Below are 23,064 nucleotides of genomic sequence, written 5' to 3'. Positions count from 1 at the left end.
CCCGCCCGCCCCGTCCCCCGCGCCCCGCCGATCATGGAGTTGTGGTCGTGGAAATGCGCCGATCGCCCTGGTTTGTCGCTGCCACAACTCCATGATCGGCGCGTGCGGAAGGGATGGCGCGGGGAAGGGACGGTGCGGGGAAGGGGCGGTGCGGGAGGTCAGCGCGGGGGCGTGGAGACGAACGCGCGCCAGGCGTCGGGGGTGAAGGTCAGGGTGCCGCCGGCCCGGTCCTTGCTGTCGCGCACCAGGATCCGGCCGGGCAGATTGTCGGCCACCTCGACGCAGGCGCCGCCGTTGTTGCTGCTGCGGGTGGCGGTGCGCCAACGGGCACCGGTCAGCTCCATGTCGCCGCTACCTCCCGGATCAGCTCGACGGACCGGCGACGCGGCAACGCCTCACCGGTGACGCTCTCCCATCTCGCGCCCAGGCTAGCAAGGTCGGCACGCTCGGTCACCACCTGACCGCGCAGTTGATTGTCCAGATAGGCCGCCTCGCCGCCGTCCGGCGTCCGGGCCAGCACGAACGGCCCGGCCAGGCCGGTGTGCCACGGGTTCTCCGCCGGGATCACCCGGACCTGCACATGCTCCCGCTCGCCCAACTCGGCCAGGTGGAACAGTTGCCCGGCCATCACCGCCCGGTCGCCGCCCACCCGCCGCCGCAGCACCACCTCGTCGATCACCGTCACCAGTTGCAGCGGCACCTCGCGCTCCAGCACCCGCTGCCGGGCCAGCCGCGCCGCCACGATCTCCTCCACCTGCGCCGGCGCGACCAGGCCGCCGGTCGCCAGCACCGCCCGGGCGTACGCCTCGGTCTGGAGCAGGCCCGGCACCAGCAGCGGCTCATACCACCGGAGCGAGCTGGCCTTCTGCTCCAGTTGTGCCCACTCCTGGAACCAGGGCATGTCCCGGCGACGGTACGGCTCCGGCCAGAGTTCCTTCGACTGGCGGCCGAGGATGGCGGCGACGGCGGCCCGGGTGCCGGGATGCGGGGTACGCCCGTCGGCCACCCAACGGCCCGCCGTCTTCGGGTCGACGCCGACCTTCCCGGCCAACGACTGAGCCGTCTCGCCCTTGTCCACCATCGCCAACCGCAGTGTCTCGTTCATCTGCCGACCTCCGTCCGCGCGTCACGTTGCGCCGCACGCTAGCCACTCTGGGTGGCGCTGTCCGCCCGATCGCGGCGTGTTGTGGGTGGGACTGTTTCGCGCATCTGAGGTGCGATCGAGATGCCCCTCGAATGCCCTGGACACGCCCCGCCGCACTCCTCCGGCACCACCACCGACCTCCGACCACCCGCCCAAGCGGCGGCGATGCGGATTCCGTTGCAGTACGTCGGATAAGCTCGCTAAATCCGTTGCTTCAAGGCGTAATGTCAACCGATTGCACTTGCCTCGCGGCGGCGGGCTGTGGGATAACCGTGAGCAGAGCGGCCGGTGAACCCCTGACCGGCCCGAGACCCGATGGGGCTGACATGGCGAACGCCACCGACCACCTCTGGATGCATTTCACCCGGATGGCGAGCTACTCCGCCGGTGAGGTACCGACCATCGTGCGCGGTGAGGGCGCGTACGTCTGGGACTCGGCGGGTCGCCGCTACCTGGACGGCCTGGCCGGGCTCTTCGTGGTCAACGCGGGCCACGGTCGCACCGAGCTGGCCGAGGCCGCCGCCAAGCAGGCCGGGGAGCTGGCGTACTTCCCGCTCTGGTCGTACGCCCACCCGACCGCCGTGGAGCTGGCCGAGCGGATCTCGGAGCTGGCGCCGGGCGACCTGAACCGGGTCTTCTTCACCACCGGCGGTTCGGAGGCGGTCGAGGCGGCCTGGAAGCTGTCCCGGGCGTACTTCAAGCGGGTCGGCAAGCCCACCAAGCACAAGGTGGTCAGCCGGTACATCGCCTATCACGGCACCTCCATGGGCGCCCTGTCGATCACCGGGCTGCCGGGCATCAAGACGGACTTCGAACCGCTGGTGCCGGGCGGCATCAAGGTGCCGAACACCAACTTCTACCGGGCTCCGGAGCACGGCGACGACCCGGTGGCGTTCGGCCGCTGGGCCGCCGACGAGATCGGGCGGGCCATCGAGCGGGAGGGACCGGACACCGTCGCGGCGGTCTTCCTGGAGCCGGTGCAGAACTCGGGCGGCTGCTTCCCGCCGCCGCCGGGGTACTTCGAGCGGGTCCGCGAGATCTGCGACGCGTACGACGTGTTGCTGGTCAGCGACGAGGTGATCTGCTCGTGGGGTCGGCTCGGCGAGTACTTCGGCGCGACCCGCTACGGATACCAGCCCGACATCATCACCACCGCCAAGGGCATCACCTCGGGGTACGCCCCGCTCGGCGCGATGATCGCCAGCGACCGGCTGATGGAGCCGTTCCTCACCGAGACCGGCATGTTCGCCCACGGGGTGACCTTCGGCGGGCACCCGGTCTCCTGCGCGGTGGCCCTGGCCAACCTGGAGGTCTTCGCCCGCGAGAACCTCGTCGGGCACGTACGCGCCAACGAGGCGGCCTTCCGGTCGACCCTGGAGAAGCTGCACGACCTGCCGATCGTCGGTGACGTCCGGGGCGACGGCTACTTCTACGGCATCGAGCTGGTCAAGGACAAGGACACCCGGGAGACCTTCGACGAGGCCGAGTCGGAACGGCTGTTGCGCGGCTTCCTGTCCAGCGCGTTGTTCTCCGCCGGGCTGTACTGCCGGGCCGACGACCGGGGCGACCCGGTGGTGCAACTCGCCCCACCGCTGATCGCGGGACAGCAGCAGTTCGACGAGATCGAGCAGATCCTGCGGGGCGTACTCACCGAGGCCTGGAAACGACTCTAGGAGGCGGTGGTGGCCTACCAGGACCTGTCGTACTGGCTGTCCACCGTGGACGAGCCGTTGACCCCGCGCCCGCCGTTGGCCGGTGACACCGTCGCCGACGTGGTCATCGTGGGCGCGGGGTACACCGGGCTGTGGACGGCGTACTACCTCGCCGAGGCCGAGCCGGCCCTGCGGATCGTGGTCCTGGAACGCCAGGTGGCCGGTTTCGGTGCCTCCGGGCGTAACGGCGGCTGGTGCTCGGCATTGCTGCCGACCTCGCTGACCGGGCTGGCCCGGCGACACGGCCGGGACGCCGCGATCGCCATGCAGCACGCCATGCACGACACGGTCCGCGAGGTCGGCCGGGTGGTCGCCGCCGAGGGCATCGACTGCCACTGGTCGTACGGCGGCAGCGTGGTGCTGGCCCGCAGCGAGCCGCAGGTGCAGCGGGCCCGGGCGGCGGTGGCGGAGGCGCGGGCGTTCGGTTTCGGCCCGGACGACCTGGACCTGCTCGGCCCGGCCGAGGCCGTGGCCCGGTGCGGTGCCACCGGGGTACGCGCCGCCACCTACACGCCGCACTGCGCGGCCGTGCACCCGGCGCGACTGGTCCGCGGCCTGGCCCGCGCCGTGGAACGCCGGGGCGTGACGATCCACGAACGCACCCCGGTCACCGAGATCCGGCCCCGCGCGGCGGTCACCCCGGCCGGCACCGTACGCGCCCCCGTGGTGATCCGGGCGACCGAGGGCTACACGCCGGGGCTGACCGGGCACCGGCGGGCCCTCGCCCCGGTCTACTCACTGATGATCGCCACCGAGCCGTTGTCCGACGAGACGTGGGCCGAGATCGGGTTGGCCGAGCGGGAAACCTTCTCCGACCACCGGCACGTCATCATCTACGGCCAACGCACCGCCGACGGCCGACTGGCCTTCGGCGGGCGGGGTGCCCCGTACCACTTCGGCTCTCGGGTCCGCGCCGACTACGACCGGGAGCCACGGGTCTTCGCCACGCTCCGCCGTACGCTCGGGGATCTCTTCCCGGTGCTCGGCCCGGAGGTGCCGGTCACGCACACCTGGGGCGGTCCGCTCGGGGTGGCCCGGGATTGGGCGGCCTCGGTCGGCTACCACCGGGCCGACGGGCTGGGCTGGGCCGGCGGGTACGTCGGCGACGGGGTGGGCACCAGCAACCTGGCCGGGCGTACGCTGGCCGACCTGATCCGGAACGAACCGACCGAGCTGACCCGGCTGCCCTGGGTCAACCACCGCTCGCCCCGCTGGGAGCCGGAGCCCCTACGCTGGCTCGCGGTCAACGCCGGCCTGCGCCTGATGCTCTCCGCCGACGAACGCGAGTCCCGTACCGGCCGGACATCCCGCCGCGCCGCCACCTTCACCCGCCTCCTAGGCCACTAACCCCCACTCCCCCGCTCCCACTCCCCCCTCCCCGCCTCCCCCCTCCACCTCCCCGCCTCGACGCGTTGATCAAGAAGTTTGCGTCGATTCCTGGCGCCCAGGCCGACCAAACTTCTTGATCAACGCAGCCCGGGAGGCGGGTGGGTGGGGTGGTGGGTGGGGGTGGGTCAGTGGGTGGGGGGGATTACGCGGAGGTGGCCTCGGCGGGACGAGGTGGTGGGGGGTGCGGCCTGCTGGGTCTGGTCGTCCTGTGGCGGGCGGGGTGCCGGGCGGGCGGCTTCGCGGACCGCCTCGGCGAGCGCGACCAGGTCGTCAGTGGTGGGCGGCGGAGGCTCGAACTCCCCCTCGTGCCGGACCACCTCCCAGCCACGGGGGGCGGTCAGGCTGCGGGCGTGCGGCTCACACAGGTCGTACGTGTGCGGCTCGGCGAAGGCGGCGAGCGGACCCACCACTGCGGTCGACTCGTTGTAGACATAGGTCAGCGTGGCGACCGCTTGCCGGGGGCAGCCGTTACGGGAGCAGCGCCGTGGTGACCTCACGGGCGCAGGGTATCCCCATTACCGGGTCCGGCGCACCGGTTCGCGTTACGACACGCCCGTCTTGGTGATCACATTTCGGCTCGGGGGCACGGCACGCCAGGTGGCGGCGCTGCTGCGGGCAGGGGCGTGGTGGCGGCTACCCTTTGGCTCATGACGAGTCCGGAGAACCGCCGCCCCGGCCCCGGCCGGCGCTCGCACCGCGACCGGCACGGACGCGGTCTGCGCGGGCGGCTGGTGCCGGCCACCGTGCCGTTGGCGCGTACCAAGGCGGAGATCTTCGACGATCTGGTGCTGGACACCGTCGAGACGCTGGAGCGTCGCTTCGCCAAGGAACTCGCCGGGGTGGAGTTCGCCGTCGAGGACGTCCCGCCGGACCTCAACGTCTATGACACCGACGTGCTGGAGGACGGCGAGGTGCCGTTGGCCCGGCTGCTGCCGGGTCGGCCGGGACGCCAGGAGGTGCCACCCCGCATCGTGTTGTACCGCCGTCCGCTGGAGTTCCGGGCCATGGACCGGGAGGATCTCGCCGACCTGGTACACGACGTGATCATCGAGCAGGTGGCGAACCTGCTCGGCGTCGACCCGGACGAGTTGGCCTGACCGACCGCCGTGACCCCCCACGGCGCGTCGTCACCCCCGGGGCGGGACGTCCCCCGACCGTCCCTTCCCGACGACTCAGGCTGCTCGCCGCTTGAGCTTGCGCCGCTCACGCTCGGAGAGCCCACCCCAGATCCCGAACCGCTCGTCGTGGCCGAGAGCGTATTCGAGGCATTCGGTCTTGACCTCGCACCGCGAGCAGATGCGCTTCGCTTCGCGGGTCGAGCCGCCCTTCTCGGGAAAGAACGCCTCCGGGTCGGTCTGCGAGCAGAGCGCTCGCTCCTGCCACTCCGGCGCGTTTCCGAGCAGGTCGGCCGCCTCGAGCTGGCCGTCCATCAATTGCCTCCTTGTCGCGCACCGGCGCCATCGCCGCTGCAACCCCCCACGCGAAAGGCGTGCTTGTCCGTCCGGTCCCGTTTTGCTGCGGTTCGTGCGAACAACCCCATTCAAATTACACGCGTGTAATGCGTGCGGCGTCAAGCCAAACTTGATAATGGAGTCGCCCTCCCGACACGCACCCGGCCTCGCCCTGCCCTATCGATTCAGACCCCGACCGAGTAACGCCCTCTCCGGCGAGTTGCCCGAGTTTTCTCCCGTGGCGCGCGGCCCGAGACAGGGGTGATCCCGCTCCGCGCCGGCCTCTGGGAGGCCACCCGTCAAGATCGGTTGATCTTGACCCGCAAGATTAGCCCGACTTGGCCGGGACCGCCCATCGAGCCGGTAGACGACGACTGCGCCCCGTCCACATCGTGGACGGGGCGCAGTCGCGCGGAAGCCTGATCAGTCAGTCAGAGGAGCCGGAAGGGCTGGTGGGCCAGGTGAATTCGGTGACCACACCACCGCCCACCCGGACCATCCCGGCGGGCGTATCGTCGTCCCACCAGACGGTATAGGTACCGGCCGGTAGGTCCGGGTAGACCGCACTGTGGAAGGTGCCGTCCAGGACCTGCCGCTCACGTACGGCCGAGTGGGTCCGGGGCTCACCCTGGCGCTCCGGCCGGCTGACCTCGATCTCCCGGCCGAGCAGGTCGCGTCCGGTGTGCACGATCAGGGCACCGGTGTCCCCGCCCAGGTCGAGCACGACAGTCCCGGTCCCCGTCGGACCGTATGTGTGCACATGCCCGCTCATGCCGACACTCCGCTCCGCTCCGCGCCGGCACGAGACCCGACTGCGCCGATGATTCGCGCGCTCCGCTCGCTCATGCCGTCCTCCGCCTCGCTCCGCGCCGGCACACCACTGCGCCGATGATTCGCTCGCTCCGCTCGCTCATGCCGACACTCCGGGGTTGTTGAAGCCGTCGTAGGGCGTACCGAGGAAGGGGAAGTTGCGCAGGAAGGGTGCGGTCACGTCGGCGGCGCTCAGCCCCGGGGTCACCGCAGCGGCTGCCTCGTCCGGCTGGAACCTCCGGTCCACCAGCGGCACCGTCAGGCCCGCGATGGCCCGCAGGGCGATCGTCACCACGTCGTCGGTGACCCGCCGACCGTTCGGGAAACCGGCCAGGTCACCGGCGAGCACGCCGATGGCGTTCGGCCGACGTGCCGGGGGGATCGCGGTGTTCAGGCGCAGCATGTCGGCCTGCACGTCCCCGGTGGCGTTGGTGAAGCCGTCGATCAGACCCTCGGGGAGGCCGGTGAGCAGGATCGCGACCAGGTCCGCCCGCGCCTTCTCGGACTTGTTCAGCTTGTCCAGGTTGGGGAAGACGCCGGGGTAGAGCACCGGCAGCAGAGCCGCCAACTCGGGCCGCTCGACGAACTTGGCGAACCGCTTGTCCTCCGACGGCGGCAGGGTGTTCCACAGATCCTTCTGCGCCATCGGCACGATGACCTCGTTGAACAGCGGGTTGCCCAACCTGGACACCTGGGTGAACGGCCCGGTGTTCGTGTCCGCCGCCACCTTGTCGCCGAGCACCCGCACCTGACGGCGGGACGCCGTGGTCCAGACGCCGATCACCGAGGCGGGTTCCTGCCAGTGGTAGCGGTTCGCCTGGCGGCGCACCCGGCCGAGCGGCACCTGGAGGGCGAGGCTGTGCACGTTGAGTCGGTCGGTGGCGTTGACCGGCTCACCGGGCTCGCGGAAGATCTTCTTCCCGGCCACGTGCAACTGCTGGAAGGGGCGCAGCGTACCGAGGTCGAAGATCGCCCCGAGGTCGACGAAGAAGCCGTCGGCGCGCTGCCCCGCGAAGACCTTCTCCCCGGTGGAGAGCGAGAAGGTGGCCTGGCGGACCAGATCGCCGTACTTCGGGGTGGAGAGCGGGCCGACGTTGCACGGCGGGCAGGGCAGCTTGCGTGCCAGCCGCTGTTCCCGTCCACCGGCGATCCGGGTCAGGCTGTAGAACTGCCGCCGGTTCCAGTTCTCGCTGTCCAGCGAATCGATCGGCCCGGTGTTGTAGAGAAAACTGTTCGGGTTCGTGATTTCGGTGGTGAATTCGAAACGGTAGGTGACGTCCGGCTGACCGTCACCGTTGTTGTCGATGTGGATCTCGTAGCGCACGTCGTCGCCGAACTCGAAGAAGTTCGGTCCCCCCGAAGGCAGTTGCAACGGGACGTAGTTGGCGATCAGCGTCACCGTGTCCGGACGGTCCGGCGTGACGAAGGCGTACAGGTCCGACGAATCGGCGACCGGATCCTTGGCGATCTCCGGCGCCTCGCGGTGTGAAGACATGACGAACCCACCTCACTGGGCGAAAGTGTGCATTGGACGGACGGCCGGGCGCCGAGAGCCCGCGCCGGACCGGGGGACGCGACCGCCGGTACGGCGGTGGCGGGTGACCGCTGCGCGCCGCTGACGGACGCGGCGGTCGGGGACGCCCGGCGTGGCGGGCGGAGGTCGGGTGGGCGGACTCAGCGTCGGGCGGCGGCCTTGCGCAGCCGGTCCGCCAGACCACGATCCCGCACCTCGATGCGGGACTGGCCGACGAAGACGTCCATCGTGCCGGAGCGGGCGTCGCGCAGGTGCACCACGATCGTCTCGTCGGCGCCGGCCGCGCTGCCCTTGTCGTCGTCACCGGCGGCCGAGAGACCCGGCACCGCCAGGGCTGCCGCGCCGAGCGTGGCACTGGCCGCAGCCGTCAACGTCTGCCGACGGGTCAGTCGCGGCCACTGCCGCGTCCGCCTTCTCTCAGTGATCATGGCCAACCTTTCCGGCGGCGGCGCACACGCGCCCGCAAGGACGGACGGGGGTCGCCGCACGGACCGCGAAGGCCCCCGAATCTCGGGTGCCGGCGGCGGTCCTCGCCGATCCCGCCGCCGGCATCGACAGGTACGGCCGGGGACGCGTGAAGGTTCGACGCTAGGCGCTGATGTGACCGTACGCAGTCGTACGCCTACGCGCCGGACGACCGGCCGCCGTCGCGATCGCCCGCAACTGCTCCTCGGTCCGCGCCGAACCGTTGCCGGAGCCGGCCATCCGCGAGATGGTCTCCTCCATCAACGTGCCGCCCAGGTCGTTGCAGCCGCTGCGGAGCATCTCCACCGTGCCCTCGTCACCGAGCTTCACCCAGGAGCACTGGATGTTGTCGATCCGGCCGTGCAGCAGCACCCGGGCCATCGCGTGCACCACCCGGTTCTCCCGCCAGGTCGGCCCGGGTCGCGCGATACCGGCCAGATAGATCGGGGCGTTGGTGTGCACGAACGGCAGCGCCACGAACTCGGTGAACCCGCCGGTGCGGTCCTGCACCCCGGCCAGCACCCGGAAGTGCGCCAACCACTGCCCGGGATGGTCCACGTGGCCGTACATCATCGTGGAGCTGGACCGGATGCCCAGCTCGTGGGCGGTGCTGACCACCTCGACCCACGCGGCGGTCGGCAGCTTGCCCTTGGTCAGCACCCAGCGCACCTCGTCGTCGAGGATCTCCGCCGCCGTCCCCGGGATGGTGTCCAGCCCGGCCTCGCGCAGCCCGGTCAGCCACTCCTTCACCGGCACCCCGGCCTTGGCGGCGGCGGTGACGATCTCCATCGGGGAGAAGGCGTGCACGTGCATGCGGGGCACCCGCGCCTTGATCGCCCGGACCAGGTCGGCATAGATGGTGACCGGCAGCTTCGGGTCGATGCCGCCCTGGATGCAGACCTCACCGGCTCCGGCGTCCCACGCTTGGAGCGCCCGGTCGGCGACCTGCTCCACCGACAGCCGGTACGCGTCGGCGTCCCGCTCCCGCTGCGCGAAGGCACAGAACCGGCAGCCCACGTAGCAGACGTTGCTGAAGTTGATGTTGCGGTTGACCACGTACGTGACGTCCTCGCCGACCGCGTCCCGCCGCAGGTCGTCGGCGCTACGGCAGAGCTCGTCCAGGGCCGGACCGTCCGCGCCGAACAACGCCATCGCGGCGTCGGCGTGCCGGGGTTCGAGCAGCGCCGCCGGGTTCTCGGCGGCCAGCCGCAGCCCGGCCCGCAGGTCGGCGTCGCCGGAGCCGAGGGCAGCCGACCGGCCGGACGGGTCGGCCTCCGACGACGGTACGGCGACCTTGGCCGCCACCTCCGACCAGTCCCCGTAGACGTGGTCGAAGTCGCCCCGCCGGTCCTCGGTCCGCCCCGTGCGGTCGATGTCGACGTGCAGGTCGGTCCGCCCACCGAAGGTCTCGTCCGGCTCCTGCCAGGGACGGCCGACCGGCCGCGCGGACGCCACGGCGAGCCCGGTCGACGGCTCGGCCAACGCGGTGACGTGCGGCAGCAGGCGCGGGTCCAGCCACGGCTCGCCGGCCCGGACGTACTCCGGGTAGACCGTGAGCCGCTCGCGCAGCTCGAATCCGGCGGCGGCGGTGCGCTCCGCCAACTCGTCGAGCTGCGGCCACGGGCGTTCCGGGTTGACGTGGTCCGGGGTCACCGGGGAGACGCCGCCCCAGTCGTCGATGCCGGCGCGCAGCAGCAGGTCGTACTCACCGGCGATGAGGTTCGGCGGTGCCTGGATGCGGGCCTTCGGGCCGAGCAGCAGCCGGGCCACCGCGACGGTGGCCGCCAGGTCGTGCAGCTCCGCGTCCGGCATCCCGCGCATCGCGGTGTCCGGCTTGGCGCGGAAGTTCTGCACGATCACCTCCTGGAGGTGGCCGTACTCCCGGTGCGCCCGCCGGATGGCGAAGATCGCGTCCACCCGTTCGGCGGGCGTCTCGCCGATGCCGATCAGGATGCCGGTGGTGAACGGGACACCGACCCGGCCGGCGTCGTCGAGGACCCGCAACCGCACGGCCGGTTCCTTGTCGGGCGAGCCGAAGTGCGGGCCGCCCGGCTCCGACCAGAGCCGCGTCGCAGTGGTCTCCAGCATCATCCCCATGCTGGGCGCGACCGGCTTGAGTCGCTGCAACTCCGACCAGGAGAGCACGCCCGGGTTCAGATGCGGCAGCAGGCCGGTCTCCTCCAGCACCGCCACCGCGCAGGCGCGCAGATAGTCCAGGGTGGACTCGTAGCCGCGCTCGTCCAGCCACTGCCGGGCCGCCGGCCAGCGCTCCTCCGGCCGGTCACCGAGGGTGAACAGCGCTTCCTTGCACCCCTGCGCCGCACCGGCGCGGGCGATGGCGAGCACCTCGTCGCGGTCGAGGAACGCCGCCGGCAACCGGTGCGGCACGGTGGCGAAGGTGCAGTAGTGGCAGCGGTCCCGGCAGAGCCGGGTCAGCGGCACGAAGACCTTCTTCGAGTACGTGACCACGCCCGGCCGCCCGGCGTCCCGCAGCCCGGCGTCCCGGATCGCCCCGGCGACGTCGAGTAGTTCGGTGAGGGCGGTGCCCCGGGCACTCAGCAGTGCGGACGCCTCGTCGACGTCGAGCGCCCGGCCGGCGGCGGCCCGGCGCAGGGCCCGCCGGACAGCCGCCTCCGCAGGGCCAGGCTCGCTGCGATCAACCATCCGCCCAGCCTAGGCGCTGTCGCCGGCCGCACACCCCCCACGTGGGCAACCGCACCCGGCCGCCCGGCTGGTCGTACGGCGGTCAGGCGGGCTTGTCGCCCGGGTCGATCCGCTGGGTGCGGTCGCCCTCGCCCGGCGGCGGCACCGCCTGGCCCGGCTCGGTGCCCTGACGCGGGATGGTCTGGGTCGGGTCGGCCGACGGGGGCTGCCCGAACGGCGGTGCCGCCGGAGAGGTCGGAGCCGGTGGCTGCGCCGGCACGACCGGCTGGCCGTGCGGCGGCCAGGTGTGCGGGGCGGACGACGGCCCGCCGGGCGCCTGACCCGCCACCGGCCACCCCGGCTGCTCCCCGCCCGGCTGAGCGCCGGGGTAACCGCCCGGCTGCTGGCCGGGGTAACCGGCGGGCTGGCCCGCGCCCGGGTAGCCGGCCTGGCCGGGAAAGCCACCGGACTGCTCGCCACCGGGCCATCCACCGGTCGGACCGGGCTGCTGCGGCCACCCACCCGGGTAGCCACCGGGCTGTCCCGGGGTGCCCTGCGGGGCCCAGCCCTGCTGCGGGGTGCCGTACAGGCCGGGCTCCTGCTTGGGCTTGGGCACGTAATAGAGCCGCCGCCAGACGGTCCAGACCACGTACGCCGCCGCGCCGAACAACGCCACCCAGGCCGCCCGGGTGATGACGCCGGTCAGGGCGTCGAAGATCTGCGCCTCGGCCAGCCGACCGACCGTCCAGATCAGCAGCGTCAGACCGCCGAACACGACGCTGACCGCGTACTCGACCAGGGCCACCTGCGTGATCAGCTTCGCCTTGCCGACCACCGGGGCGAGGTGGGTGGCGAGCAGCACCGCCAGCAGCGGCAGGACGATCGCCTCCAGCCCGACGAAGCCGAAGAACGCACTGCCCGCCCGGCCGGTCACCGTGCTGTAGGCGCCCTGCGGAGTGATCAACCGGATCAGCGTGACGAAGAGGAAGACGGCGTTCGCGCCCAGGAGCACGAGGGCGACGAGTTCCCGAAGCGGCCCGGTCACCTGACGGGCCGGGGTCGGTTCGGAGGGCGGATGCTCCACGGGGCTGGTCACGAACTCTCCCTGGGGGCGAAAGCGGACAGATGCCGACGTGAGCCTAGTCTCCCTGGGCGACTGGCCGTCGGAGGCGTCACGTAGGCGAGGATGGGCTGATGCGTGTCGTGGTTCTGACCGGCGGAATCGGGGGTGCCCGGTTCCTGCTCGGGGTGCGTGCGTACGCCCGTGAGGTGGGTGCCGAGGTGACCGCCGTGGTCAACGTCGGCGACGATCTGCGCCTGCACGGGCTCCGGGTCTGTCCGGACCTGGACAGCGTCATGTACACCCTCGGCGGCGGGGCCGACCCCGAGCGCGGCTGGGGTCGTACCGGCGAGAGCTGGACGGTCAAGACCGAGCTGGCCGCGTACGGTGCCGAGCCGACCTGGTTCGGGCTGGGCGACAAGGACCTGGCCACCCACCTGGTACGCAGCACCATGCTCGACGCCGGGTACCCGCTGCACCAGGTGACCGACGCGTTGGCGACCCGCTGGCAGCCCGGCGTACGCCTGCTGCCGGCGACCGACGACCGCCTGGAGACGCACGTGGTGGTGACCCTGCCCGACGAGACCGGCGACGGCACCGGCGGGCAGCGGGCGATCCACTTCCAGGAGTGGTGGATCCGGTACCGGGCCCAGGTGCCGACGCACCGGTTCGTGTTCGTCGGCGCGGAGGCCGCGAAGCCGGCACCCGGCGTGACGGAGGCGATCGCCGGTGCCGACGTGGTGCTGGTGGCGCCGAGCAACCCGGTGGTCAGCATCGCGCCGATCCTCGCCGTACCGGGCGTGCGGGAGGCGCTGACCGGCGGTCCGGCACCGGTGGTCGGGGTGTCGCCGATCATCGGTGGCGCCCCGGTGCGCGGCATGGCGGACCGGTGCCTCTCGGTGGTCGACGTGCCGTGCACCGCCGCCGGGGTCGGCGGGCTGTACGGCAGCCGGGCCACCGGTGGCCTGCTCGACGGATGGCTGGTCGCCGAGGAGGATGCGGGCACGGAGGTGCCGGGCGTGACCGTACGCGCGGTGCCGCTGCGGATGACCGACGAGGCGGCGACGGCGGCGATGGTCCGCGCCGCGGTGGAGTTGACGTGAGACTGGAGATCCTGCCGGTGCCGGGCATCGGCCACGTGACCGAGGGCGACGACCTGGCGGCGCTCATCGCAGGCGCGGCACCGTGGCTGCGCGACGGCGACGTGCTGGTGGTGACCAGCAAGATCGTCTCGAAGGCGGAGGGTCGGCTGGTGGACGTGCCCGCCGACGGCCCGGATCGGCAGGCCGCCCGGGACGAGGTGCTGGCCTCGGAGACGGTCCGGGTGGTGGCGTCGCGCGGCCCGACCCGGATCGTGCAGACCCGACACGGCTTCGTGATGGCGGCGGCCGGCATCGACGCCTCGAACGTCGACAAGACCCGGCTGGTGCTGCTCCCGGAGGACCCGGACGCCTCGGCCCGGGCACTGCGCGCCGGGCTGCGGGCGCGTCACGGCGTGAACGTCGCCGTGATCATCAGCGACACCATGGGTCGGCCGTGGCGCAACGGGCTCACCGACGTGGCCCTCGGCGTGGCCGGGATGGACGCGATCCGGGACCACCGGGGCGAGGTCGACCCGTACGGCAACGAGCTGGTGCTGACCCAGATGGCCGTGGTCGACGAGTTGGCCGGCGCGGGCGAACTGATCAAGGGCAAGTGCGACCAGATGCCGGTCGCGGTGATCCGGGGCTACCTGACCGCCGGGCAGGACGACGACGGCGAGGGTGCCCGGGTGCTGGTGCGGGACGCGTCGATGGACCTGTTCTCGCTCGGCACCGCCGAGGCCCGGGCGGCGGGGCTGGCCGAGGCCGCGCACCTGCCGGACCGCCCCGGCGAGGCACGGCCCGACCCGGCTACGGTCGCCGCGGCGATCGCCTCGGTCATCGACGTCGTCGCACCCGGCACGGTGTTCACCCAGGTCGTCGACGACGACGTACGCGCCGGACTGGTCCATACCGTGCCCGGCTGGCCGGAGCGTGCCACCGGCCTGGTGCTCTGCTCCCCGCCCACCCCGGTCGGTCCGGTCCAACTGGTCCGGTTCGGCACCGACGTGCAGCGGCTGCGGACCGCCCTCGCGGCCCACCACGTCCCCTCCCAACTCCTCCCCCCGCCACCGGCCACCACCGCCGCCGCCTCCCTGGCCCTCTGAGCACCCGACGCCGGGTTTCCGCCGGTCAGGGGTTGAGCAGGGCGCGCCCCAGCGGGGTGGGGGTGTGCAGGACGGTGTTGCGGTCGCGGTGGCTCACCAGCAGACCGGCGTTGCGCAACACCGTGGTGTGCTGGCTGGCCGCCGCCGCCGAGATCCGCAACCGGCGGGCCAGCTCGCCGGTGCTGCACCCGCCGTCGGTGGCGGCGAGCACCGCGGCCCGGGTCCGGCCGAGCAGCGCGGCCAACGCCGTGCGCCCGGCGCCGGTCGCGTCGGCCTCGACGGCCAGTCCGCCCAGCCGGTCCACCGGATAGACCAGCACCGGCGGCAGCTCCGGGTCGACCAGCGCCACCGGCGTCTTCGCGCAGAAGAACGACGGCACCAGCAGCAGTCCCCGACCCCGCAGGTGCAGTTCGCGGCTGTTCGGATAGTCGGGGATGTGCAGCACCCCGGACTCCCAGCGCACGCCCGGCCGCAGGGAGGTCAGCAGGCCCTCGATCCCGCCGTCCAGCATGGCCCGCGCCCGGCGGCTCCGGTCGGCGTCCACCGCCGCCTGCACCCGCTCCCAGTACGGGCCGAGGGCCAGGTCGCGGTACCGGCTCATCGCGTCGGTCAGGTCGTCCAGCGCCCGCGGCTCACCCCGGGCCAGGGCGTCGGCCCCGGTGGGCAGGCTCCGACCGCTGGCCAGCCGACTGAGGTCGCGGTGCAGCAACGTCGCCGGGGTACGCCGCAGCGCCTCCATCCCGGCCTCGAACCCGCCCACGCTCTCGTACGGGGTGAGGAAGTCCGGGAAGTAGCCACGCGGCGGGTTCAACGTCAGCAGCAACCGCAGTCCGTCGGCGTCATCCTGCCGGCGCAGGCCACGCATGACCTCACGTCGCCAACCGGCGAGCAGCGGGTCCCGGCTGCGTCCGGGCAGCAGGTGCAGGCTCAGCACCACTTCCCAGATCGGGTCCGCAGCCGGCGCGACTCTGGTCCGGAGGATGTCCTCGCCGGAGAAGTGGATCTTCAGCATGGAACGACTCCCCGTCACCCGGCTGAGGGACGTCCGGCGACGCTTGGCACTTTACCTGGGGCACATCGCCTTGGTCCGTTAAGCGTGGGCTAAAAGACCTCGACTCCCGACGCCCGGGTCCGCCATGCTCTGCGTGCCGCAAGGGACGACACACGTCCCCTGCGGAGTCCGGGGGCCGGGGCAAGGCACGGCCGGGCGGCACCACACGAGGGTCTGCGGCTCAACGCTTCCGCAGGGGTGTCGCCCGGCCGTCAACCGTCCCGCCCCGCAACTCCCCTCCCGCCCGCCCGTACGCTGTGCGGGACGGAAGGAGGGGCCGTGTCGACGCCTCATGCAACCGACGAGCACCCGCAGGCCCCGGAGAGCGGCTGGTCCGCGCTGCACGACGACGCGTCGACGGTCCTCACCGGATGGACGCCGACCAGCTCGGACGCCGCGACCGCGCGGGACCGGACCCTCGCCCTGCTGACCGCCGGACCGGTCGCGATGAGCCGCGAGCACCGGGCCGGACACGTCACCGCCAGCGCCCTGCTGTTCGACGCGACCGGCACCCGGGTGCTGCTCTGCCTGCACCGCAAGTTCCACCGCTGGGTGCAACTCGGCGGGCACTGCGAGTCGGGCGACGGGACGCTGGCCGGGGCCGCGCTCCGCGAGGCGACCGAGGAGTCCGGCATCACCGGCCTGCGGGTGGACCCGGTGCCGATCGACGTGGACGTGCACCAGGTCGGCTGCCAGGGCGGGTCGCTGCACCACGACGTACGCTTCGCCGTCTTCGCCCCGCCCGGCGCGGTGGAGACGGTGAGCGCGGAGTCCGAGGCGCTCGGCTGGTTCCCGCCGGACCAGCTACCGCAACCGCTGGCCGGCGGGACCGCCCGGCTCATGACACCCGGGCTGGCCGCGTTCAGACGAGCCTGTCCTCACCCCGTGCCTTGAGTTCGTCCACGATCGCCTTCACGTCCTGGGCGCGTCCACGCGGGCAGACCAGCAACGCGTCCGGCGTGTCGACCACGATCAGGTCGTGCACGCCGACGCCGGCCACCATCCGCCCGGACTGCGGCACCACCACACACCCGCTGCTGTCGCGCAGCAGCACCTCGGCCTTGACGTCGCCACCGAGCACCACGTTGCCGTCGTCGTCGGTCGGCAGCACCTCACCGAGGGTGTGGAAGTCACCCACGTCGTTCCAGCGGAAGTCGCCCGGCACGGTGGCGACCCGGCCGGCGCTCGCCGCGCCCTCCATCACCGCGTAGTCGACCGAGATCTTCGGCAGCGTCGGCCACACCGCGCCGAGCACGTCGTCCTGCTCGGGGGTGCCCCACACCGCCGCGATCGCGGTCACCCCCGTGTGCAGGGCGGGCTGCTGGCGGGCCAGTTCGGCGAGGAACGCCGACACCCGCCAGACGAACATGCCGGCGTTCCACAGATACCGACCGGACCGGACGTACGCCTCGGCCACCTCGGCGTTCGGCTTCTCCTTGAACTCGACGACCGGACGCATCGGACCGTCGCCCACCGGATCACCGGTCTGGAGGTATCCGTAGCCGGTCTCCGCCCGGGTCGGGGTGATCCCGACGGTCATCAGCAGACCCTGATCCGCACCCCGGACCGCCGCCCGGACCGTCTCCACCCACTGCTCCGGCTGACCGATGAGGTGGTCCGCCGCGAACGACCCCATCACCGCGTCCGGGTCGCGTACCGCGATCACCGCAGCGGCGAGCGCGATGGCCGCGCAGGAGTCGCGCGGCGACGGCTCGATGAGGATGTTCTCCTCGGGCAGGCCGGTCAACTGACGGGCCACCGCCGCCGCGTGCGCGGCCCCGGTGACCACCATGGTCCGCTCCGGAGTGGTCAGCGGCGCCGCCCGCTCCACCGTCGCCTGGAGCAACGAGGCCGGGGTGCCGGTGAACGGGTGGAGGAACTTGGGGTGGCCGGAGCGGGACAGCGGCCACAACCTTGTGCCGCTGCCACCCGCCGGAATGACGACATAGATCACTAGGACATCATGCCCGAACCGCCCGTCCCGGGGGCCGGGTTGCCACGTCAGGCCCGCACCCGTGACCAGGCGGCGATGTGCACCTCGGCGCTCGACTCCCAGGTGAACTCCTTGGCCCGGTCGAACCCGGCCTTGGCCAGCGACAACCGGCGCGGCTCGTCGTCGAGCAGCGCGGCCAGGTCGGTGGCGATCTGGTCCGGGTCCTCACTGGTGTACGCCACCGCGTCGCCACCCACCTCGGGCAGGGACAGTCGGGGCGTGGTGAGCACCGGAGCGGCGCACGCCATCGCCTCCAGCACCGGCAGGCCGAAACCCTCCCCGTAGGACGGATAGGCGGCCACCAGGGCTCCACCGAGGAAGCCGGGCAGGTCGGCGTAGCGCAGATAGCCGGGACGCAGCAGCCGCAGGTGCGACGGCACGTCGGCGGCAGCCCGGTCGATGTCGTCGTCGTGCCCCTGCCCACCGGCGATCACCAGCGCCGGCGGGTCCTCCCGGTCGGCGACCGCCCGCGCCCAACCACGGATCAGGTTCGGCACGTTCTTGCGCGGCTCCTTCGCGCCGTGGAAGGCCACGTAGCTGCTGCCACCCAGTCCCAGCCGGGCGCGTACCCGGGCCTTCTCCTCGTCGCCGGGAGCGTGGAAGGCGTCGTGGTCGACACCGTGGTATGCCACGTCGATCCGGGTCGGATCGGCGTCCAGCAGCCGGATCAGCTCGTCCCGGGTGGCCTTGCTCGGCACGATCACCCGGTTGGCCCGGCGCAGCGAGGTCTTGATCGCGCTGCGGAAGAACGTCCGGCGGGACTTGTCGTAGTGCTCCGGCTCGGTGAAGAAGGTCGCGTCGTGCAGGGTCACCGTGACCGGGCAGCCGGCCCGCAACGGACAGGTGTAGAACGGCGAGTGCAGCACCTCGGCACCGACCTGCTGCGCCAGCAGGGGCAGACCGGTCTGCTCCCAGGCGAGCCGGGCGGGACGGTGCGCGACGGCGGCGGGTGCGGGGACGATCTCGGCTCCGGGCAGCATCCGGCGATAGCGGTCCAGGTCGGTGCGGAGACTGACCACGACCAGTTCCACCGCCGACCCGCACACCTTGCCGAGGGCGCCGAGCAGACCGTCGACGTATCTACCGACGCCCCCGCGGTCGGCGGGGACACTCGTGGCGTCGATGAGCACGCGGGGCGGGCGACCGGCGGTCACGGGGCGACTCCTTGTGGTGGCGGGACTGTGGGGAACAACACTTCGGGCAAGCCTACGCCGGTGCCGAGTGCGGACGCTGACTCCGACCCGACGGTTCGCCGACTTGTGACTGTCATCGAGTACGGGCGGCGGCGGCGTATCGTTCGCGCCGATGGCCGACAACATTGCCCGCGTCCTGCCCGACGCGATCGCGACCGACCCGACCCGCCCGCTGCTCACCTGGTACGACGACGCGACCGGCGAGCGCACCGAACTCTCCGGCGCCACGCTGACGAACTGGGTGGCCAAGACCGCCAACCTGCTCGTCGACGAACTGTCACTCGCCCCCGGTGACACTGCGGCGGTGCTGCTGCCACCACACTGGCAGACCGCCGCCGTGCTGCTCGGCTGCTGGTCGGCCGGGCTGACCGTGGCCGATCGACCCGGTGCCGTGGACGTCCTGTTCGCCACCGCCGACCGCGCCGCCGAGGCGGACGCCTGGTCGGCCGGCGACCGGTACGCGCTCGCCCTGCACCCGTTCGCGCTGCCGCTGCGGGAGGTGCCGGCCGGCTTCGCCGACTACGTGACCGAGGTACGCGCACACGGCGACCACTTCGGCGCGTACCCGCCAGGCGGGCCGGACCACGTCACGCTGCGTGAGCGGGCGACGGCCCGAGCGGCCGAGTTGGGCATCTCCCCCGGCGAGCGGGTCCTGATCGACGTGGACGCCCTGCCCGACCCGGTCGACTGGCTGCTCGCCCCGCTCACCGCGCGCGCGACCACCGTCCTCTGCGCCCACCCCGACCACGCCCGCCTACCCGCCCGAGCCACCACCGAGAAAGCCACCCACACCCTCCCCTGACACCCTCACCCCACCCCACCCCGTAATCGACGGGTCGGGCCACGTGCGACGGGCACGGAAGCTCGTTGATCAAGGGGTTTGCGTCAGAATCCCGCTCGAACGCGGCGCAAACCTCTTGATCAACGGGACGGGGGCGGGGTGGGGGTGGGGCGGGATTGGGCGAGGGTGGCGAAGGCGGTCAGGGAGTCGGGGTTGGCCAGTGCGCCCTTGGCGGCGGCCTGATCGACCGGGGTACCGGTGAGGATCTTCTTCACCGGGACCTCCAGCTTCTTCGCGGACAGGGTGCGGGGCACCGCGCGGACCTGGTGGATCTCGTCCGGCACGTGCCGGGGGGAGAGGGCGGTTCGCAGCTCGCGGGAGATCGCCGCGCGCAGGTCGTCGTCGAGGGTCAGGCCGTCGGCGAGTACCACGAAGAGCAGCAGTTCACCGGCACCGCCCTGGTCGTCCTCCAGGTGCACCACCAGCGAGTCGACGACCTCGTCCAGCCCCTCCACCACCGAGTAGAACTCGGCGGTGCCCAGACGTACGCCGCCCCGGTTCAGGGTGGCGTCGGAACGGCCGGTGATCACACAGCCGCCGCGCGCGTTGATGGTGATCCAGTCGCCGTGTCGCCAGACTCCGGGGTAGACGTCGAAGTACGCCTCCCGGTAGCGGCTCCCGTCGGCGTCGTTCCAGAAGCCCACCGGCATGCTCGGCATCGGCGCGGTGATCACCAGTTCGCCCAGTTCGCCGATGACCGGGGTGCCGTCGGCCGAGCGGGCCTCCACCCTGGCGCCGAGCGCCCGACAGGTGATCTCACCGGCGTGCACCGGCAGCAGCGGTACCCCGCCGACGAAGCCGGTGCAGACGTCGGTGCCGCCGGACAGCGACTGGAGTTGCAGGTCTGTGCCGACGGTCTCGTACACCCAGGTGAAGCCCTCGGCGGGCAGCGGCGCACCGGTCGAACCCAGCCCGCGCAGCGCGGACAGGTCGGCGATCTCGCGCGGCACCAGACCCGCCTTGCGGCAGGCCAGCAGGTACGGCGCCGAGGTGCCGAAGTACGTGGTGCCGGTCTCCTCGGCCAGCCGCCACAGCCCGCCCAGGTCCGGGTGGCCCGGGTTGCCGTCGAACAGCACGATCGTCGCGCCCACCGCCGGACCGGAGGCCAGGAAGTTCCACATCATCCAGCCGGTGGTGGTGAACCAGAAGAACCGGTCGGCCGGACCGAGGTCGTGGTGCAGGGCGAGCATCTTGAGGTGTTCCAGCAGGATGCCACCGTGCCCGTGCACGATCGGCTTGGGCAACCCGGTGGTGCCGGACGAGTAGAGCACGTACAGCGGATGGTCGAACGGCACCGGGGTGAACGTCGCGGGCTCGTCCGTCGGCGCCGCCAGGTCGGCCCAGGAGAGCGCACCCGCCGGGGTCGGGCCGGACGGGTCGAGGTAGGCGATGCTCACCGTGTGCCGTACCGACGGCAGTGCGGCGCGGATCGCGGCCACCTCGGCACGCCGGTCCACCGGCTTGTCGCCGTAGCGGTAGCCGTCCACCGCGACCAGTACGGTCGGCTCGATCTGCTGCCAGCGGTCGGTGACACTGCGGGTGCCGAACTCCGGCGCGCAGGAGGAGAAAATCGCGCCGAGGCTCGCCGTGGCCAGCAGCAGCACGTACGTCTCGGGGATGTTCGGCGCGTACACGGCCACCCGGTCGCCGGTGCCCACGCCGAGTCGGCGCAGCCCGGCGGCCACCCGGCGGACCTGCTCGCGCAGTTCGGCGGCGGTCAGGGTGACCGGCGCACGGGTCTGCGAGTGCGCGATCACCACCGGGTCGTCGTCGGCCCGGCCGGGCATCCGCAGCACGTTCTCGGCGTAGTTGAGCGTGGCGTCGGGGAACCACCGCGCCCTCGGCATGTCACGCGTGGCCAGGGCGGCGGTCGGCGGGGTGTGCGCGACGACCTCGAAGTGGTCCCAGATCGAGCGCCAGAAGGCGTCCAGGTCGGTGACCGACCACCGCCACAGCGCGTCGTAGTCGGCGAACTCAAGGCCCCGGTGCTCGGCCAGCCACCGCAGGTACGTCCCGATGCGTGAGCGCTGGAGCACGTCCGTCGGCGGCGTCCACAACACGTCCGTCACTGGTCCACTCCTCCCCTGGCCCGACACGACGCTGTGCGGTGGGCCGTGGCGTCATCCTGCCCTAGCTTGCAAGGAAGGGCACCCTCCTAACGCCTGCGGTAGAGCAGGGGTCCCCTGCTAACACACGGCCCCACGGCCACGGCCCCACGGCCACGGCCCCACGGCGACCGCTCAGCCCGACTCGCCCCGGGCGTGCTGGATGGCGCGGCGGCGGGCCAGCCGGTGGGCACGGCGGATCTCCGCCTCGCGCCAGCGACGTTCGTCCTCCGGCGTCTCCGGCAGCACCGGCCGCACCGCCCGTGGCGCGCCGCCCACCTCGACACCGACGAAGACGAGGTACGCGGTGGCCACCCGCACCGCCTCCGCCTCGGCCGAGTCCCAGCGCTCGGCCATCACCCGTACGCCGACCTCCATCGACGTCGATCCGGTCCAGTTGATCTGGGCGTACGCGTGGATCAGGTCGCCGACCCGGACCGGCTCGGAGAAGACGATCTCGTCGATCGCGGCGGTGACCGCCGTACCGCCGCTGTGCCGGGCCGCGGCGGCACCGGCGACGTCGTCCACGAACTTCATCAGCACCCCGCCGTGCACGGTGCCGTAGAGGTTCACGTCGACCGCCGTCATGATCCGACTCAGGGTCACGCGCGAGTACGACGTCGGCTTGCCCGGTGGCGCGGCGGAGGGGTGCTCGGTCATGGCGGAAACGGTACGGTGCGCGGATGCGACATCTGTGGAGCTTCCTCGCCGGGCTGGTGGTGGCACCGGTCACCTGGGTGCTGGTCACCCTGGGCCAGGACGGGTCGGCCGGGACGGTCGACCGGTGGGTGGAGATCGGCACCTCGAACACGGCAAACCTGATCGAACCGGCCGTTTATCTCGCCGTCGGCGGAATCGTGTTGGGCCTGCTCGGCACACTGCGCATCTCACCGCTCGGCCCGCTGGTGGCCGGGCTGCTGCTGATCACCCCGTACGTCGGGCTGTTCGTGGCGCCCTTCCGGGTCCGCGAGCGCATCCCGGCCGACTGGGAGTTCCTCGGCGACCCGCTGCCGCTGCGGCTGCCGGTGCAGAACGGCACCCTGTTCCTGATCGGCCTGCTGTTGGTGATGGCGACGTTCAGCGGGCAGCGGTGGCGGCGCTGGCCGACGCCCGCACCGGTGGTGCCGCCGCCGACCGAGGCGACGACCCAGGACCTGCCAGTGACCGAGTGGCCGCCGCCGTCGGCGGAACGGGACACCGAGCCGCTGAGCCTCGGCTACCCGGACCCGGACGACACGCCGACCGAGCCGCTGCCCCGGCGCACCAGTGGGACCTCGCCCTGGTCGGCGCCGCCCGGCAGCCTGCCGCGACGGGACGACGCGACCAACTGATCGAACGGAGAGAAGGGCTCCGCCCGGTGGCCGTGGCCGCCGGGCGGAGCCCTCCGTCGTCAGTCCTTCAGCAGTTGGCGGGCCATCACGATGCGTTGGACCTGGTTGGTGCCTTCGTAGATCTGGGTGATCTTGGCGTCGCGCATCATCCGCT

Annotated in this window: 23 protein-coding genes; 8 read left to right on the top strand and 15 right to left on the bottom strand. The window is 72.3% G+C overall.

The annotated features are described in order from the left end of the window. Positions 1–158: 158 nt before the first annotated feature. Positions 159–344, bottom strand: a complete 186-nt coding sequence (locus ACIBMZ_RS20175) for a DUF397 domain-containing protein (RefSeq protein WP_396695915.1) — start codon at positions 342–344, stop codon at positions 159–161. Continuing rightward, on the bottom strand, positions 335–1,105 hold the full coding sequence (locus tag ACIBMZ_RS20170) for a DUF5753 domain-containing protein (RefSeq protein WP_396695913.1): 771 nt from the start codon (positions 1,103–1,105) through the stop codon (positions 335–337). Before ACIBMZ_RS20170 ends, ACIBMZ_RS20175 begins: the two co-directional genes overlap by 10 nt. Before the next feature lie 365 nt (positions 1,106–1,470). Here ACIBMZ_RS20170 and ACIBMZ_RS20165 point away from each other — a divergent pair, with 365 nt between their 5' ends. Further along, positions 1,471–2,817 carry an aspartate aminotransferase family protein gene (locus tag ACIBMZ_RS20165; RefSeq protein ID WP_396695911.1) on the top strand — a complete coding sequence of 449 codons (1,347 nt, stop codon included), beginning with the start codon at positions 1,471–1,473 and terminating at the stop codon, positions 2,815–2,817. Between the two features lie 9 nt (positions 2,818–2,826). After that, positions 2,827–4,203, top strand: a complete 1,377-nt coding sequence (locus tag ACIBMZ_RS20160) for an NAD(P)/FAD-dependent oxidoreductase (RefSeq protein WP_396695910.1) — start codon at positions 2,827–2,829, stop codon at positions 4,201–4,203. A 167-nt stretch (positions 4,204–4,370) separates the two neighbouring features. Here ACIBMZ_RS20160 and ACIBMZ_RS20155 read toward each other — a convergent pair whose 3' ends face one another. Next, positions 4,371–4,742 (bottom strand): DUF3499 domain-containing protein, encoded by a 372-nt coding sequence (locus ACIBMZ_RS20155; protein ID WP_176092711.1) that lies wholly within the window; start codon positions 4,740–4,742, stop codon positions 4,371–4,373. A 150-nt stretch (positions 4,743–4,892) separates the two neighbouring features. Here ACIBMZ_RS20155 and ACIBMZ_RS20150 point away from each other — a divergent pair, with 150 nt between their 5' ends. Continuing rightward, a complete protein-coding gene (locus ACIBMZ_RS20150; protein ID WP_396695908.1) occupies positions 4,893–5,342 on the top strand; it encodes a metallopeptidase family protein in 450 nt (149 codons plus the stop codon). A gap of 75 nt (positions 5,343–5,417) precedes the next feature. On the opposite strand, the gene ACIBMZ_RS20145 is transcribed toward ACIBMZ_RS20150, so the two are convergent. The 6 genes from ACIBMZ_RS20145 to ACIBMZ_RS20120 all read right to left on the bottom strand — a co-directional run bounded on the left by ACIBMZ_RS20145 (position 5,418) and on the right by ACIBMZ_RS20120 (position 12,244). Beyond that, on the bottom strand, positions 5,418–5,675 hold the full coding sequence (locus ACIBMZ_RS20145; RefSeq protein ID WP_013731688.1) for a WhiB family transcriptional regulator: 258 nt from the start codon (positions 5,673–5,675) through the stop codon (positions 5,418–5,420). 448 nt (positions 5,676–6,123) lie between these two features. After that, positions 6,124–6,420 (bottom strand): phospholipase, encoded by a 297-nt coding sequence (locus ACIBMZ_RS20140; RefSeq protein WP_396695905.1) that lies wholly within the window; start codon positions 6,418–6,420, stop codon positions 6,124–6,126. Between the two features lie 186 nt (positions 6,421–6,606). Continuing rightward, positions 6,607–8,001 (bottom strand): DUF4331 domain-containing protein, encoded by a 1,395-nt coding sequence (locus tag ACIBMZ_RS20135; RefSeq protein WP_396695903.1) that lies wholly within the window; start codon positions 7,999–8,001, stop codon positions 6,607–6,609. Between the two features lie 179 nt (positions 8,002–8,180). Further along, entirely contained in the window at positions 8,181–8,468 is a 288-nt protein-coding gene (locus tag ACIBMZ_RS20130) for a hypothetical protein (protein ID WP_396695901.1), read from the bottom strand. A 160-nt stretch (positions 8,469–8,628) separates the two neighbouring features. Beyond that, positions 8,629–11,169 carry a bifunctional FO biosynthesis protein CofGH gene (locus tag ACIBMZ_RS20125; protein WP_396695899.1) on the bottom strand — a complete coding sequence of 847 codons (2,541 nt, stop codon included), beginning with the start codon at positions 11,167–11,169 and terminating at the stop codon, positions 8,629–8,631. An 82-nt stretch (positions 11,170–11,251) separates the two neighbouring features. Next, entirely contained in the window at positions 11,252–12,244 is a 993-nt protein-coding gene (locus ACIBMZ_RS20120; protein WP_396695897.1) for a hypothetical protein, read from the bottom strand. Positions 12,245–12,342: 98 nt separating this feature from the next. On the opposite strand from ACIBMZ_RS20120, the gene cofD reads away from it, so the two are divergent. Next, on the top strand, positions 12,343–13,311 hold the full coding sequence (gene cofD, locus ACIBMZ_RS20115) for a 2-phospho-L-lactate transferase (protein WP_396695895.1): 969 nt from the start codon (positions 12,343–12,345) through the stop codon (positions 13,309–13,311). Next, positions 13,308–14,396, top strand: a complete 1,089-nt coding sequence (locus ACIBMZ_RS20110; RefSeq protein WP_396695893.1) for a coenzyme F420-0:L-glutamate ligase — start codon at positions 13,308–13,310, stop codon at positions 14,394–14,396. Before cofD ends, ACIBMZ_RS20110 begins: the two co-directional genes overlap by 4 nt. A 25-nt stretch (positions 14,397–14,421) precedes the next feature. Here ACIBMZ_RS20110 and ACIBMZ_RS20105 read toward each other — a convergent pair whose 3' ends face one another. Further along, the gene (locus ACIBMZ_RS20105) at positions 14,422–15,408 is read right to left on the bottom strand and encodes an ArsR/SmtB family transcription factor (RefSeq protein ID WP_396695891.1); all 987 of its coding nucleotides are present in this window, start codon (positions 15,406–15,408) and stop codon (positions 14,422–14,424) included. A gap of 318 nt (positions 15,409–15,726) precedes the next feature. Here ACIBMZ_RS20105 and ACIBMZ_RS20100 point away from each other — a divergent pair, with 318 nt between their 5' ends. Then, entirely contained in the window at positions 15,727–16,341 is a 615-nt protein-coding gene (locus tag ACIBMZ_RS20100; protein ID WP_396695889.1) for an NUDIX hydrolase, read from the top strand. Here ACIBMZ_RS20100 and ACIBMZ_RS20095 read toward each other — a convergent pair. Continuing rightward, positions 16,310–17,401 (bottom strand): mannose-1-phosphate guanylyltransferase, encoded by a 1,092-nt coding sequence (locus ACIBMZ_RS20095; RefSeq protein WP_396695887.1) that lies wholly within the window; start codon positions 17,399–17,401, stop codon positions 16,310–16,312. The two genes, ACIBMZ_RS20100 and ACIBMZ_RS20095, sit on opposite strands and share 32 nt — an antisense overlap. A gap of 47 nt (positions 17,402–17,448) precedes the next feature. Then, positions 17,449–18,594: a glycosyltransferase family 4 protein gene (locus ACIBMZ_RS20090; RefSeq protein ID WP_396695885.1), complete on the bottom strand. Its 1,146-nt coding sequence runs from the start codon at positions 18,592–18,594 to the stop codon at positions 17,449–17,451. 151 nt (positions 18,595–18,745) lie between these two features. Between ACIBMZ_RS20090 and ACIBMZ_RS20085 the strand changes: the two genes are divergently transcribed. Then, positions 18,746–19,435, top strand: a complete 690-nt coding sequence (locus ACIBMZ_RS20085; protein ID WP_396695883.1) for a TIGR03089 family protein — start codon at positions 18,746–18,748, stop codon at positions 19,433–19,435. Between the two features lie 119 nt (positions 19,436–19,554). On the opposite strand, the gene ACIBMZ_RS20080 is transcribed toward ACIBMZ_RS20085, so the two are convergent. Together ACIBMZ_RS20080 and ACIBMZ_RS20075 are read right to left on the bottom strand one after the other, a co-directional pair. Then, entirely contained in the window at positions 19,555–21,543 is a 1,989-nt protein-coding gene (locus tag ACIBMZ_RS20080; RefSeq protein ID WP_396695881.1) for an acetoacetate--CoA ligase, read from the bottom strand. 171 nt (positions 21,544–21,714) lie between these two features. Beyond that, entirely contained in the window at positions 21,715–22,239 is a 525-nt protein-coding gene (locus tag ACIBMZ_RS20075; protein WP_396695879.1) for an acyl-CoA thioesterase, read from the bottom strand. Between the two features lie 23 nt (positions 22,240–22,262). Between ACIBMZ_RS20075 and ACIBMZ_RS20070 the strand changes: the two genes are divergently transcribed. Beyond that, complete coding sequence (locus tag ACIBMZ_RS20070; RefSeq protein ID WP_396695877.1) at positions 22,263–22,910, top strand: hypothetical protein; 648 nt, start codon at positions 22,263–22,265, stop codon at positions 22,908–22,910. Between the two features lie 59 nt (positions 22,911–22,969). Here the strand turns inward: ACIBMZ_RS20070 and ACIBMZ_RS20065 are convergent. After that, on the bottom strand, positions 22,970–23,064 hold a 95-nt coding region (locus tag ACIBMZ_RS20065; RefSeq protein WP_363795502.1), incomplete at its 5' end, for an acyl-CoA dehydrogenase family protein.

The organism is Micromonospora sp. NPDC049900 (assembly GCF_044461025.1).
Lineage (GTDB): Bacteria > Actinomycetota > Actinomycetes > Mycobacteriales > Micromonosporaceae > Micromonospora.
The sequence above is the reverse complement of the archived record's forward strand: the minus strand, read 5'-3'. Positions and strand labels throughout refer to the sequence as shown.

Bases quoted from the DNA above. Each gene is read 5' to 3' on its own strand.
- ACIBMZ_RS20175 (WP_396695915.1), bottom strand. From the start codon at position 344: ATGGAGCTGACCGGTGCCCGTTGGCGCACCGCCACCCGCAGCAGCAAC.
- ACIBMZ_RS20105 (WP_396695891.1), bottom strand. From the start codon at position 15,408: ATGCTGAAGATCCACTTCTCCGGCGAGGACATCCTCCGGACCAGAGTC.
- cofD (WP_396695895.1), top strand. From the start codon at position 12,343: ATGCGTGTCGTGGTTCTGACCGGCGGAATCGGGGGTGCCCGGTTCCTG.
- ACIBMZ_RS20075 (WP_396695879.1), bottom strand. From the start codon at position 22,239: ATGACCGAGCACCCCTCCGCCGCGCCACCGGGCAAGCCGACGTCGTAC.
- ACIBMZ_RS20070 (WP_396695877.1), top strand. From the start codon at position 22,263: ATGCGACATCTGTGGAGCTTCCTCGCCGGGCTGGTGGTGGCACCGGTC.
- ACIBMZ_RS20170 (WP_396695913.1), bottom strand. From the start codon at position 1,105: ATGAACGAGACACTGCGGTTGGCGATGGTGGACAAGGGCGAGACGGCT.
- ACIBMZ_RS20150 (WP_396695908.1), top strand. From the start codon at position 4,893: ATGACGAGTCCGGAGAACCGCCGCCCCGGCCCCGGCCGGCGCTCGCAC.
- ACIBMZ_RS20125 (WP_396695899.1), bottom strand. From the start codon at position 11,169: ATGGTTGATCGCAGCGAGCCTGGCCCTGCGGAGGCGGCTGTCCGGCGG.
- ACIBMZ_RS20130 (WP_396695901.1), bottom strand. From the start codon at position 8,468: ATGATCACTGAGAGAAGGCGGACGCGGCAGTGGCCGCGACTGACCCGT.
- ACIBMZ_RS20165 (WP_396695911.1), top strand. From the start codon at position 1,471: ATGGCGAACGCCACCGACCACCTCTGGATGCATTTCACCCGGATGGCG.
- ACIBMZ_RS20145 (WP_013731688.1), bottom strand. From the start codon at position 5,675: ATGGACGGCCAGCTCGAGGCGGCCGACCTGCTCGGAAACGCGCCGGAG.
- ACIBMZ_RS20085 (WP_396695883.1), top strand. From the start codon at position 18,746: ATGGCCGACAACATTGCCCGCGTCCTGCCCGACGCGATCGCGACCGAC.
- ACIBMZ_RS20135 (WP_396695903.1), bottom strand. From the start codon at position 8,001: ATGTCTTCACACCGCGAGGCGCCGGAGATCGCCAAGGATCCGGTCGCC.